This window comes from Acidobacteriota bacterium (assembly GCA_018268895.1).
GTDB lineage: Bacteria > Acidobacteriota > Terriglobia > Terriglobales > Acidobacteriaceae > Edaphobacter.
On record JAFDVP010000001.1, the window covers coordinates 246,013 to 259,671 of the forward strand.

Below are 13,659 nucleotides of genomic sequence, written 5' to 3' on the forward strand. Positions count from 1 at the left end.
AGGACGATGCATCTTTCGAAACAGCTAAACCTGGCTTCTTGACTCAGCGTGCCGAACTTTGCAGAATGCGACATCCTCCAGCGCACGAATGGAGCCGCTGATATCTTCGTCGCCATATCCCATTGCAATGGCCGAACGAAGCTGTTGCTGTGAAGAGGCGGTGACTGGAAGAGGTATCGTTAGCTCGGCCCCCACGGCGATCGCTAGTGCAAGGTCCTTTTCCAGCCACCGCACCGAGAAGGTCGGTGAAAACTCTCCGCGAAGTACGGCTTCCGCTTTTGCGGCCACATAGCCTGACCGCGCTCCGGTGTTGTTGATGATGTCGATCATCACCTCCGGAGCCACTCCACCCTTTGTGCTGAGAACAAGACCTTCATTGAAGGCCTGAATGATATTTCCAAGGATCAGGTTCTGCGTCACTTTGGCGTGCAGACCTTTTCCATGCTCTCCGCAGTAATACAGCCGCTGCGCCATTGCTTCAAGCAGGGGGCGCGCCTCTTCGAAGACGGTCTTGTCACCGCCGACCATAAACGACAATGTTCCTGTCTCCGCACCGGCCTTCGAGCCTGTACACGGCGCATCGAGAAAGCGAATCTGCTTGCTGCCAAGCTCCACGGCGATCTTTTTGCTTACCATCGGAGAGATTGTGCTGCAATCGACGATGAGTGAGCCAGGCCGAGCGGTCCTGATGAGGCCGCTTGCGCCAAGAATGACCTCGCGTGACATCTTTGTGTCGCCCACGCAGAGGAAGATGACGTCGCTGTTCCGGGCGACTTCTGCTGGCGTGTCCGCCAGCTCGCAAGCGTTCGCTTTCGCAAAGCGTGCAGCCTTCTCGCAGTTATGCGACCACACCGTCAGGTGATGACCTGCCTGAATGAGCCGCAGGGTCATCGGAGCTCCCATAATTCCCAGACCTAGAAAACCGATATTCATGGAGGCAGAACCCTCTGGCACAAGATATGGTGCTTTCGCGACGGAAAACGAGCTGATCCTCTCTCGTGAAAGTATTAGAAAGTTGTCATATTGTCAGACCAATGTCAAGTGATTTTAATCTTGCTTTGCTAAACGACTCATGTACCTTGAAAAAGATGGAACGTACACAGATGTCTCTTAAGAAGACAAGCCAGATAAAACTCAAGCCCATTCACAAGAGCTCGATTAGCGACAACATTGTTCAGCAACTCATCGCTCTGATCTCGAGCGGCGAGCTGAAGGCGGGGCAGCGCCTGCCGTCAGAGAGAGACCTCTGTCTGCGCTTTGGCGCCGGACGCTCGTCGTTACGGGAGGCATTGCGTTGCCTTTCCATCATGGGCATACTCACAGCCCGTGTGGGAGATGGCACCTCGGTCGCCATGGATGGAAACAAGTTTCTGGAGACGGTGCTGCAATGGCGGATGAGCACGCAGCAACATAAGATCGAAGACCTGATGCAGGTGCGTATTGCCCTGGAAGGCATCAGTTCAGAGGCAGCAGCAACCAATGCAGATGAGGCTGATCTTAAAGCCCTGGAAGATCTGATCGCGAAGATGGAGAATGTTGTCAGCGATCCCAAACGCTTCGCTGCTTTAGATCTGGAGCTTCATCTTGCACTGGCGAGAAGCTCGAAGAATAAACTTCTTCTCGATCTGATTACTCTGATTCGGGGGCAGCTCGAGCGTGGTGTGGCAACGGTTCTGCAGACACAGAATGCCATCCCCCTTTCTGTAAAAGAACATCGCAATCTCATTGCTGCGATCGTTGCGCGTCGCCCGGAAAAGGCACATGAAGCGATGGATATCCATCTGAAAGCAGCTGTACGGCGTTATCGGAGCTCAATATCCGAGTGATCGACTTTCGATGAAAGTCCGTGAGAAAGGCTCTGAAATTGGTTCCAGCAAGCCGTGGCGTAGCTGGCTTGGGTGATATCCGCACTGTCGATGATGGAACTTATTTCTGGAGGAGTACGCCGACCGACAGGCTGGCTCATGGCAGGGTCGACAGCGGTGAAGACCACCCGAGATCGTTGTTGTGGCTGCAAACGTCGGAGCACAGAAGGAATGCAGCGTGGTGTCGTGGTGGAATGAACTGGTGGAGATTTTGGGTCATCTCTGCACAGCGGCAGTTGCCTGGGCACGCTGCCCGTTCCTCACCACACCATGCCAAGGCGCTATAAATAAGCCTCTTAATGAGAGGTTTACGACATAGAGTCAGCCTCTTCAGCATTAGGGTCGAAGCTTATCAGGAGCTTCGCAATCGCTTGGTTTGCTGACATTTGGGATGATTTCCTCACCAGGTTCCCGTATTGTTCCCAACCTATCAACTCGACCGATTTCTCCGCGTATGCAAGGCCGTCCTCGCTTATACGCGTTCCTATGTTGCCACAACACTAGATCGATGCTAACGGCACTTTAAGGCCGGTGCCGAAAACCATAGAAGGCGCTTCGAATGTCGCCTCCCATTTCCTTCAGGGCTTCCCAGATCGCCAATGTGCGCTCAAGGCAGGCAAAACATTTGAATTCCCAAATGTCATGAGCTGGACGAGGTCAAAGGGCGGATTTGGCGGGAAGTGGGAGTAGAACGCGTTTCGTGTAGAGCTCAGCCATTTCTTCCTCGTTGCACGAATGAAGTTGATGATGTTTTGGTGAGCTCTGGCCAGATGGTTGTCTTCTTACTGCTCGTGATCATCTTGATCCGTAGTACGGACGAGAAGATGCGGAGCAAGATTTTAGTCCCGCTTTAATGCGGTAAGGGTTATTTGAGGGGGTTTGGACAATCGGGAGGCGGCACTGTCAATCTAGTAACGAAGTCGGGCACCGAAAGTTCACGGGATCAGTGTACGCATTATTATCATGCGGTAATTTTATGATTTTCCTCTATGCACTGAGTTGCCTAGTCAGTTAGCTCCATCCATTCATCTCATCAAGCAACAAGTCCGGCAGACTTTCTAAGGACTGGATGGCATTGTCAATATGAGCAGTAGTTCTGGCGCCAATCAGTACACATTGAATCGCCCTGTTAGAAAACACCCAGCTCATTGCAAGGCGCGTCATGGATATCCCTGAACGTTCGGAGAGTATTCGTAGTGCATCTACAAGCTTGAAGTTCTTCGGACTGAAATACTCGTCGCCATGAGCGGGGATCACATCAAAACGCGAACCTTTAGGAAATGGAGTACCTGCCTGATATTTGCCGGCGAGAAATCCTGCTCCGAGTGGGCTGTATGATGTGATCGCCATGTGTTCCTGTTGGCAGAGCGGTATCAGATCTAGCTCAATCTCTCTGCGCGCCAAGTTATAGACGGGCTGGACTACTTCAAATTGGGCCAGGTCATTTTTGCGAGCATGCTCGATGCAATGACGCAGCTGATCCGCAGTGATATTGCTGCAGCCGACGGTCCGCGCCTTCTGCGCTTGCACGACCATATCCATAGCAGACACAGATACTGCGGGCGGTGTTTCAGGGTCGTACTTGTGAAGCAGATAGATATCGACATAATCGGTCTGAAGTCGTTCAAGACTTCGGTCCAGCGCTTCGGATACATGGAGCGGGGTAGAGCATGAGGTCACTTTCGTCTGAATCACAACCTCTTTGCGCAGCTTTCTCGATGTGAGCCAGCGGCCGATAATTTTTTCGGACGAGTGCAATTCGCCGGTGACCTCGCGTACATCATCTATCCCCAAGTATTGCTGACGATATTGCCTGGCTTGCCCGCCTCCATAAGCCTCTGCGGTATCCAGGAGTGTGATACCTCGCTCAAAGGCATAATCCAGCAACATGAAGGACTGAGCTTCATCCACTTCCCGTCCGAACGTGGCGCAGCCCAAGCCAATTCTGGGAATAGCAATGCCACTTGTTCTGGTTAATGTCGTTTGCAGTGGTGATTTCATCCTGGCCCTCCACGCATACATCTCTTATGCGGTTCCTGTGAGTGTGTGCCTGCGGTCAAAGTACGAAACGTACGACTATCGACAGAGTCGATAGCGCGAGAGAGGTAAAAGGAGCAGTTGATTTAGAGGTGTTTCATGGTCTGGAAGATTTTTCTTTCTTTATATCTGTCGACAGAATACTATATGAGTCTATCTTGTTGCCTGCCTATCGGGGAACCAGGAAGTAAATGCTATGACATACATAATATTAATGGGGATATTGATGGCTCCGCTTGCAGGGATTTTGTGGACACCGTGTGCACCCATGCCACACCCAAGATCGGGCTACGCAGTGGGTGTGCTGTCTTCAAAGATCATCTTTGCCGGCGGCAGTTCCTGGGACGGCGATACGAAACAGAGGACTGCGCGGGTTGACGCCTTCGACACCGCGACCAATGAATGGAAGGAGCTTCCATCCTTGCCGGTCGCTGTGAACGATCCCGCATATGTGACGGTTGGCGGTCACATGATTGTCTTCGGTGGCAGCGATGGACCTCATCTTCTACAGGATGCGTATTCTTTTAATGGAAGTTCATGGAAGGTCCGTCTTGACCTGAGACTGCCGGAGCCCCGGATTTATGCATCTGCATTGACAGATGGGAAGCGCATCTATGTTGTGGGTGGGCTTCAGGCTCAGGATAATTTTGCATCTGCCTCTCGTGAGGTCTGGACAATTGATCCTGCGCATTCTTCGGGTGGATGGACCCGCCTGCCGGATTGTCCTTGCAGCCCGCGTGTGAACTTTGGCGCTGCTTTTGTTCAGAACAAGATCGTACTTATCGGTGGCCTTGCCGGTAAGGCAGGGGCGCCGACGAACTTGTCCGATATCTGGTCGCTTGATCTTGCCACGAAGGCGTGGAAACATGAAGGCGATCTTCCGGAAGGCAGGCGTGCAATGGGTGTTTCCACCGTAGGTGATGACATTTATATCTTCGGTGGTTACACAGACAACTTTCGGACAGACGTCCTGAGAATCCGGAATGGTTCCATCGCCCAGATAGGAACTGTTCCTGAAGCAGTAGCCGCTGCGCCATTTGTGCGCGTGGGCAGCAGGTGGTATATCACGGGTGGGGAAGTGGGCGTTCACATCAGAGGCAAAAATACTTGGTCTGGAACCCTTTCTGGGGCTGACTGAGGTCTGCGGCTGTAATTCCCAATTATTTACTGAGGCACGTCTATGCCTACCTGTTACATGGCCAGTGCCGGCTTCCTGGCTTCCATTACAGATCAACCCATCGCCGTTCCCGTGAGGAAGTGAGCATGGCAAGACAGGTCGCGATCTCTGCACGGCCATCGATGCCGGATGCGCCAGTGAGAGGCTTCCCGTCAATGGCATCAAGGAATGATTGAATCTGGTCCCAGTAGGCCTGCATGCGGGCAGGCGCAAATGCGGTGTCTGTATCTTTGTGACCGACATGCGACTGAGTCGCGACCAGCCGCCAGCCGTCTTCGTCCTCGATTTTGAGTTCTCCATAAGGATCAAGGTCGATGAGGCCCTTGGTTCCTATGATGCGGAATCGGAAGTTGTCATCAGAGAATTCTGGAGCAGGAAGAGCATTGCTCGAGAATAGCGACATCAGGGTACCATTCGAGAATTCAAGGAGAGCGAAAGTCGTATCCTCCACCGATCGACCAGGTAGAAAGGTACGACAGAACGCAGATACGGTGACAACATTTGCGCAAAGTATCCAACGCATAAGATCAATCGCATGCGGGGCGCTATTGATGACATGGCCGATACTTTCCGAGTTTGCCCACCACGCCCAGGATCCTCCAAAGCCACCTTGCTGAAGACTGCCTAGATAGAAGGGCAGCGATACGTTCACAGTCAGGACGCGCCCAATCGCCCCGGATTGAATCAATTCGCGAGCGCACTTGTTATTGTTTCGGAAGCGCTGTTGATGAACCACGGATAGCACAACACCCATGCGGTCGGCCGCTTCGATGAGTCGATCGGCGTCTTCAACGGAAGTCGTGATCGGTTTTTCCACCAGAACATGCTTACCTTGTTCGATAGCGATCAGGGCCTCGCCGGCGTGCAAATGATGGGGAGTGGAGACAATCACCGCATCCACATCCGGACGGCGAATGAGATCTTCCGCTGCCGCTTCGCACGCGACTCCAAACTGTTTGGCGAGCAATGGAGCTCGCGTACCGCCCCACACCGCTACAAGTTCCGCGCTGTCGAGGTGAGCAATTGCCTCGGCATGTGTTCGACCAATGTAGCCACACCCCAGAATGCCAAACCGTATCTTAGCCATATCTTTGTCCTTCCACTGCTGGGAAATTTCGATAATTGTGCCCGGATACATCTTTGCGATTGTATTTAGAATTGGTATACTGTCGACAGAAATTTATTTGCGCATCTGTGTTCCATGGAGTGGCTTTCAGCCTGTCGGGAACGGAGGAACCGAGGATCGATGCAATATTCCTTGCTTGGCAATACCGGGTTGAAAGTCTCACGCCTTGCCCTGGGGACTGTGGCATTAGGTATGGATTATGGTTTCCGAGGATCCCCTGATTACACAAAGCCAGATATGCAGGATGCTATTCGGATTATTCACCGTACGCTCGACCTTGGGATCAACTTCATCGATACGGCGCGTACGTACGGCGAAGCCGAAGAAGTTCTAGGTGTTGCGCTGAAGGGGATGCGGGATAGGGTTGTGATCGCGAGCAAAGTGGTCATCGATCCTGACAAACTGTGTGACGAGGAGGTCCTGGTACAGTCGATTGAATCATCCATCGAAATGAGCCTGCGCGCATTACGTGTGGAAACTCTCGATCTGGTGCAGATTCATAATGCAACCCCAGAGATTCTGGCGAATGGCGCAGTTCTCAGCGCTCTTGTGGGCACCCAGAAAAAAGGCAAGGTCCGTTTCCTCGGCACAAGTTGTGTAGGTGAAGATGCGCCTCTAGCAGCTTTGAAGCTGTCTCAGTACCGAGCGATGATGGTGCCTTTCAATATATTGGACCGGTTGATGATACCGCGTGTGTTTCCACAGGCACAGGCACAGGGCGTGGGGATTATGGCGCGATCGGCTTTCTTGCGCGGGGTGTTGACCGGAAATCTGTCAACCGTGCCAGAGGCATTGCTTCCAGTTAAGCAAGTGGCCACTGCTGCGGCACAACAATGTGTCGATGAAGTGCAGACCTTATCTGAACTCGCTCTCCGTTTTTGCCTCTCTTACGATGCAGTTTCGACTGTTGTGATTGGCGTTCGGTCGATTAAAGAACTGGAGGTGAACGTGGCTGACGCGGAGAAAGGACAGCTTTCTGCAGATTGCATTGCGCGGTTAAGCGGTCTTCAGATAGAAGACCATACGTTAGTCACTCCAGGAACCTGGCAGGGACTTATTTAGAGTTGGTCACGCATTACAAGAATTATTAACTGCGCGGTTTGAAAAGGATGCTTTATGGGCGTGTTGGACCGCTTCTCTCTCTCTGGAAAAGTTGCACTGGTAACCGCAGGCGCCGGCCCCTTGTTCGGCAAGAGTATCTCGGAGGCGCTGGCAGAAGCAGGTGCAACGCTGATTACCGCTTCCCGCTCAGAAGAGCATAATTTGGCTTTTGCCGAGCAGATGCGCAAGAGAGGATATGACGCGCACGGAACCTCAGTCGATATAACGAATTCAGAGTCTATTGAGAAGCTGAGAGCCTATGTGATCGAGAAGTTTGGTCGCCTGGACATCCTGGTAAACAATGCATTGGCGCGTGTCGGAGGAGATCTGGAGACACAGACTCCGAAGGAGTGGATGTATAGCGCCGAGGGCGACATGGTGGGGCTGTTCGCACTATGCAAGACCTTCTTGCAGCCCATGCTGGCGCAAGGCAAAGGCTCAATCATCAATATCGCCAGCATTTACGGCGTGGTTGCGAGCGACCCCTCTTTATATGAGGGAACGGACATGCTTCATCCGCCGCACTATGACTTCATCAAAGCAGGCATGATCAATTTCACCCGGTACCTGGCAACTACCTACGGAAGGCGTGGCATTCGCGCTAACTGTATCTCTCCTGGTGGATTTTTCGATAATCAGCCGGAAAGATTTGTTCAGGCTTATTCGAAGCGGGTGCCAATCGGGAGAATGCTCAACAACGAAGACGTCAAGGGTGCAGTTGTCTTTCTCGCCTCTGATGCTTCTGAGTACGTGCTAGGAGCGAACCTGATGGTAGATGGCGGCTGGACAATCATCTAGTAGTTGTGCGTTTTGTTGTGAAGCATCATCCTATGCTTCTTCATCTATTCGCGAAGATCGTTCTCGACAATAGTCGATGTGTACAGTTAAACTGTCGACAGTTTTAAAGTCATATAAACAGACAGGGGATGCTCAGAATGTCGAAAATATCCGGTGTTGTACCTCCTATTGGCACTCCTCTTGCCAACGGAGATACAGTTGATGAAAAAGCACTTCGGAAATTGGTCCGATACCTTATTGATGCCGGGGTCGATGCCATCCTGGCAAACGGCACCATGGGAGGGTTTGCATTCCTAACTGATTCTCAACAACTACGTGCTATTTCAACCGTAGTTTCTGAGGTTGTCGGTGCTGTACCGGTTCTGGGCGGTATTGGAGAGACGAGTACAAGCCGTGCAGTCTACAAAGCACGCGAGATTGCAAAGCTGGGCGTAACACATCTGAGCTTGTTGTCGCCTTTCTATTTTTCAGCTAACCAGGAACAGTTGTATGCGTATTTTGCAGAGATTGCCGCTGCCGTTGATCTGCCGATTCTGCTCTACGATAACCCTGTCCTGACGAAAAACAGTATTCATCCGGAGACCGTGGCGCGCCTTCGCGAGGATGTACCGCACATTGTTGGCATCAAAGAGAGCAATCAGGACTGCGTTAATCTGCAGAGTCTCATTGAGTTGAATGCATCGGAAGACTTTTCAATCCTGACCGGAAGCGAGTTCCTGATTGTAGTCGGATTGCAGATGGGGTGTGATGGATGCGTAGGAGGATCGCATAATCTTGTTCCCCATCTTGCTGTCGCACTCTACCGCGCCTATCGGAACGGAGAGATCGCCAAGGCGCGTGAATTACAGCGCGATCTAATTGAGGCCTGGCAACTATTTCGGTACGGCAATATCTGGGGAGCTTTCGATGAGGCACTTCATCATCTTGGAATTGCGGAACGTGCTACAGGAGCACCGTATATCTCCAAACTGACCTCGGAAGCGGCTCAGAAGGTAGACGCGATTGTTGATCGATATGCGAAACCGTACCTCAATCTGGCTGCGCGATAAGACAATGCAGTGCCAAATGAACCTCATAAATGTTGGCTGCCGTCGCTTTGCCGGTAGAAGTTCTTGAGCCTTGTGAATTTGGGTGTTTGCGACAGAAGAACACCACATTGCCGGGCCGCAAGTAGTTCTCACGTATTGCTCCTGAGAAGTGATACGTGCAGCCCAGCTTACGGTCTGCTATCTGGAAACCAGCCATGCCCTATTAAAGCGGGCGATATGAACCTCGCGGCCTCCGCTTTCCAGTGCCTGCTGCCAGGCTACGAGGACTATCCCTGCCTTTGTTTGTTTTACCGAAGGATACGATGCCTGGTATCCGTGGGAACTGGCAATAATCTTGGAGGGCGACCAATGAACACCGCCATCGCTCGAAAGCGCCGCCGCTAATGGGTACCGGTTTGTCGAGGACTCGTCCCATGCTACGACGATCTCTCCCGACTTGTTTAGCTTGTCGAGTGCAGCGGGATCATTGTGGGCGGTCAAGGCACTCTCAACTGGTTTGCTCCATGTCGAGCCGCCATCGGAACTCCATGCTTGATATAACCTGGTACCACCTGCTCGCATAAGCGTCATCACTCTTCCATCGGCCAGCACCACGGTTGCCGGCTCAGCAACTCCCCACGTAGCGTTTGGCGACGTTTTAGCGAGTTCTATCGACATATCGGCGCCGGGTGTCCACGTCTTTCCTGCGTCTTTTGAACGCAAGACTCCTGATTTCAGGATCATTTCGCCCTCTGTGCGTGGTGGCATGTTCTGCTCTGCCCATGTATCCCAGGAATACCCCATGATCAACGTTCCGTCAGAGAGCTTATATCCGTGATGGATTTTGCCGCACACGTACCGATGCGGCAACCTGATCTGCGATTCGTCGCCCCAGTGAACTCCATCTTTGCTCTCGCGCATGTAGACGTTTGTCTGATCGATCTTTCCTGGATAGACAAGCGTCGTGACAAATGCCAGAATTCGGTCGCCATCGACGATGAGGTTTGGATCGCCATCGGGCAGGCCGGCGTGGTCAAAAACCACTACCGGAGTGGACCAGCTTTTCCCATCATCGTCCGACGTAACGGTTACGATCTTCATCTTCGCGGACTTGCCGTGATTCTGAGTTGCATAGATGCAGATGAGACGCCCCGATGGCAGTTGATCCAGCACCGGATAGGCATTGATCCAGGCATCCTCGCTTGAAGGAGCGGGCACGACAGTTTCGAAGAATGGATGATCGTCTGATCCTGAAGCAACTGCGGTTGCGACCGTCATCAGGAATCCAAAAGTACAAACCAATTGCATGCGTGCGTAGAAGCTGGGCATAGAGGCTCCATTCCGAAGTAGTAATTGTAATTCTGTCGACAATAAAATGTCGACTAAACCCTTGTTTGTATTCCTTCGAATGCATCGTCAATGCACTCTGCGCCGATCCAACACGTTTCTGCAGCGATCTATCAGCGCGCTCGCAATTTTGGCGTGTCCTTCAGGGTTTGGATGGACGCCGTCCACCAGGTATCGAGCATAGTTTTTCTCAGAAATCCACTCGTGAAAAACATCCACAATCTCGGTGTGAGTCGAAGACGCAACTGAGATAACAATGTCGGCATATTCGCGAACAGCTTCGTTTATGTCGTGGTCGCGATAGTAACCGACATTTGAGTAAGGATAGCTCCTCGACATTGGGATTGGAGTCACAAGGATCGTAACTGCCCCAGTTGTTTTTACCCGGTTCAGGATATCGATCAAATTCTTGCGGAATTCTTCGGGAGGTACGCGCGGCTGTGAGCGAGCAATGGCCCCTTTCCCTTGCGGAGCGCCGTCTACGTATGCTGCGTCGTTCGTCCCAATCATCAGAATCACCAGGTCGGGCTTTTGTTGCAGAACATCCCGATCTAGTCGTTGCAGAACGTCTCTGGTGTTATTCAGCGGTATTCCTGCATTCACCATTCGCAGGCCGAAAAAGTCGGGCTGAAGCAGACGATCCAGCCGGTTTGCGAATGTTTGCTCAGGGAGTACACTCCCATCCTTGCGGACGCCATAGGTGATGCTGTCCCCCAAAGCAATAATCAAAGGGCCGTTATGTGGATTGCCGTCGGCAGGCGAGGTTGCACTCAATGCCAGCGGCGTAAGCGTTATGTACGATACTGCAATCAGAAGCCAGGACATCTTGTGTGCCGCATCTCTCATCGATGTTCGAAACTCCTGGGTTGCGAGATCGTAAATAACCAGTTCCCCGGATCTACACGGTGAATTTTTTTATAGGCCATTCAATGTGCGGGCGAAGGCCCTGGCGGTTGACAGCACTTTGGTTCACAACATAGGGCGGCGCAAATCCATCTATAAACGCAGCAACGGATTCCAAAAACGTGCGGCGCAAATGTACTAACGCTTCGGCCGATTGGGCTCCAAAATGTGGACTCATCAGGACGTTTGGCAGGGTCCGTAGTGGGCTTGTCTTGTCGGGGGGCTCTTCGGCTGCGACATCAATTGCTGCGCCCGCAATCTGCCCGGATCGCAGGGCTTCAATCATGCAGTCTTCGTCAATAATTGGTCCACGGCTCGTATTGATGAGGAATGAATGGTTCTGCATCAAGGCAAACTCCCTCTCGCCAATGAGATGATGCGTCGCCTCACTTAAGGCGACGTGCAGAGAAACATAGTCTGCCTGTTGCAGCAAGGACTCCAGAGAGACAGATTCAACCGCATGCGCCCGAAATACCACGTCTTCAACGCCTGGGTCGCAAGCAATCAGACGCATCCCCCAACCTTTCAGCTTTTCTGCAACGCGCCGAGCGATTCGCCCAAAGCCCACGAGTCCTACCGTCTGTGATTGCAGGCGATGTATGGGAGCATCCAGCCTGATCTCGTTCCATCCACCTGATCGAACATGGCGATCAAATACGGGAATGCGCCGCGCGCAGGCAAGAAGCAGAGCGACTGCATGATCGGACACTTCCTCCGTACAGAAATCAGGAATATGCGCAACAACAATACCGCTATCAGTCGCAGCGGGTATATCGATATTGTCTATACCCACTGCAACTTTGACGACGAGCTTGCACTTGGGAAGTGAAGTCATTATCTGCCTGGTGATGGGTGTGGAGGGATGTTCCACAATCAGAATTTCCGCCAATTGCGCGCCACTGCAGATGGCGCTCTCACTGCTAAAGGTATGCAATTCGAGGTCGCAGCCAAGATTAGCAAGAATGCGTTGCTCAATGGCGTAGCCATGTGCTGACTTATAGAAGCTATCCACATTGATGGCAAGCATCAATGTGTACCTTTCGATTCTGTATCCGAAGTGTCTTTCAACGCGATGCCGCCGGAGTACAAAGCAGATACAGGGAACGAGACGATATCCGTTTCGGAAAGTTTTGGCTGATCTTTTCCGGTAGCGCAAAAAGCGAGCAGAACCTGATTGTCTACGAAATAGACGGCAAAGTAGGAATACCATCCATTCGGGTCGGCAAGGAGATGATGAACATGAATCCAGCTCTTGCCTTCATCGCGAGAAATAGCTACAGAGACAGGTGTTCTTTTTCCGCCGGACTGAGGCGACGCTCGAAATGATGGGTCGATGCGGCTATGGTCGTTCCACACCAGAAGCAAATCTCGGGTGGATGGTATGCGCTTTATCTCAGCGTTGCTAAGGGGTGAAGTGATAGCAGAAGGCTGCGGGGGCGTCCATGTATCTCCGTGATCTTTAGAGTAGGAGAGATACTGACTACCCAACTGTGTGCGAATGAACATAAGAAGTGTTCCATTCTTAAGTTCCACGATGCCAGGTTCCTGTAGACCTGCACGACCGGCCTCTGGAAGTCGAAGTTGAGATGAACTACGTCGCCACGTCTTGCCCGCATCGTCGGAGATATATGTCATGGCGGCGCCAGGCCCCAGATGGTCATCGCCTTCATCTAGGTGCAGTGCGATCGGAAGCAGAATTCTTCCATTCTTAAGCTGAATGGCCCGATCGTTATTCATCACGTAGTACCCAGGTTCGGCAATCGTAAGGATTGGCTCGCTCCATGTCTTTGTTTCATCAGTGGAGTAGCGCAAATAAAAGTGACAATCCGACGTCGAATTCTTGCGTCCATAAAAAAGCGCAATCCTGCCATCCTTCAATCGCAGTAGGCTCACGCTCATCACGTTCATATTGCCCTCGCCTTGCACGATGAGCTTGTCATCAGATGTCCAGCTGTGTCCCCCATCACTCGAATATCTGGCGGCGATAATAGCGTGGCCGTAGTCGCCGCCGTCGGAGCCAAGGAATTTCGAATATGCAAAGAAAAGCCGCCCGTCCTTTAACTTTAGAAAGGCGCCCTCGGAGTTTCGAGGATTGCCCGGTCCCGGGATCAGCCATTTCAGCCGATGCATTTCAGGCAACTGTGGGCTTTGTTCCGAGGGAAGAGCAGCAAGAACTGGGACGATGCTCGCCATCAAAGCCAAGGAAGCGATGACAACCGATGAAACCTGCAGACGCATGTCGGAATCTCCTTAGTAGGAACATCCTAATGCGTGTTC

12 protein-coding genes are annotated in these 13,659 nt (G+C 52.1%); 5 read left to right on the forward strand and 7 right to left on the reverse strand.

What is annotated here, in order from left to right:
* Positions 1-24 precede the first annotated feature (24 nt).
* Positions 25-933: an NAD(P)-dependent oxidoreductase gene (locus JSS95_01085; GenBank protein MBS1798397.1), complete on the reverse strand. Its 909-nt coding sequence runs from the start codon at positions 931-933 to the stop codon at positions 25-27.
* A gap of 155 nt (positions 934-1,088) precedes the next feature.
* Between JSS95_01085 and JSS95_01090 the strand changes: the two genes are divergently transcribed.
* Positions 1,089-1,826: a FadR family transcriptional regulator gene (locus JSS95_01090; protein ID MBS1798398.1), complete on the forward strand. Its 738-nt coding sequence runs from the start codon at positions 1,089-1,091 to the stop codon at positions 1,824-1,826.
* A gap of 1,050 nt (positions 1,827-2,876) precedes the next feature.
* Here JSS95_01090 and JSS95_01095 read toward each other — a convergent pair.
* Complete coding sequence (locus tag JSS95_01095) at positions 2,877-3,866, reverse strand: aldo/keto reductase (protein MBS1798399.1); 990 nt, start codon at positions 3,864-3,866, stop codon at positions 2,877-2,879.
* Between the two features lie 331 nt (positions 3,867-4,197).
* Here JSS95_01095 and JSS95_01100 point away from each other — a divergent pair, with 331 nt between their 5' ends.
* On the forward strand, positions 4,198-5,040 hold the full coding sequence (locus tag JSS95_01100; GenBank protein MBS1798400.1) for a hypothetical protein: 843 nt from the start codon (positions 4,198-4,200) through the stop codon (positions 5,038-5,040).
* Positions 5,041-5,125: 85 nt separating this feature from the next.
* On the opposite strand, the gene JSS95_01105 is transcribed toward JSS95_01100, so the two are convergent.
* Entirely contained in the window at positions 5,126-6,217 is a 1,092-nt protein-coding gene (locus JSS95_01105) for a Gfo/Idh/MocA family oxidoreductase (protein ID MBS1798401.1), read from the reverse strand.
* A gap of 108 nt (positions 6,218-6,325) precedes the next feature.
* Between JSS95_01105 and JSS95_01110 the strand changes: the two genes are divergently transcribed.
* From JSS95_01110 to JSS95_01120, 3 genes are all read left to right on the forward strand, one after another.
* A complete protein-coding gene (locus JSS95_01110) occupies positions 6,326-7,267 on the forward strand; it encodes an aldo/keto reductase (GenBank protein MBS1798402.1) in 942 nt (313 codons plus the stop codon).
* Positions 7,268-7,321: 54 nt separating this feature from the next.
* A complete protein-coding gene (locus JSS95_01115; protein MBS1798403.1) occupies positions 7,322-8,104 on the forward strand; it encodes an SDR family oxidoreductase in 783 nt (260 codons plus the stop codon).
* Positions 8,105-8,241: 137 nt separating this feature from the next.
* Entirely contained in the window at positions 8,242-9,153 is a 912-nt protein-coding gene (locus JSS95_01120) for a dihydrodipicolinate synthase family protein (protein MBS1798404.1), read from the forward strand.
* 177 nt (positions 9,154-9,330) lie between these two features.
* Here the strand turns inward: JSS95_01120 and JSS95_01125 are convergent, their stop codons facing one another.
* The 4 genes from JSS95_01125 to JSS95_01140 form a co-directional block, all read right to left on the reverse strand.
* Positions 9,331-10,461 (reverse strand): exo-alpha-sialidase, encoded by a 1,131-nt coding sequence (locus JSS95_01125; GenBank protein ID MBS1798405.1) that lies wholly within the window; start codon positions 10,459-10,461, stop codon positions 9,331-9,333.
* An 87-nt stretch (positions 10,462-10,548) separates the two neighbouring features.
* Positions 10,549-11,325, reverse strand: coding sequence for a hypothetical protein (locus tag JSS95_01130; GenBank protein MBS1798406.1), 777 nt, complete (start codon positions 11,323-11,325; stop codon positions 10,549-10,551).
* A gap of 52 nt (positions 11,326-11,377) precedes the next feature.
* Positions 11,378-12,409 (reverse strand): C-terminal binding protein, encoded by a 1,032-nt coding sequence (locus JSS95_01135; GenBank protein ID MBS1798407.1) that lies wholly within the window; start codon positions 12,407-12,409, stop codon positions 11,378-11,380.
* Positions 12,409-13,620 carry an exo-alpha-sialidase gene (locus tag JSS95_01140; GenBank protein ID MBS1798408.1) on the reverse strand — a complete coding sequence of 404 codons (1,212 nt, stop codon included), beginning with the start codon at positions 13,618-13,620 and terminating at the stop codon, positions 12,409-12,411. The genes JSS95_01135 and JSS95_01140 overlap by 1 nt, the downstream gene beginning before the upstream one ends.
* Between the last annotated feature and the right edge of the window lie 39 nt (positions 13,621-13,659).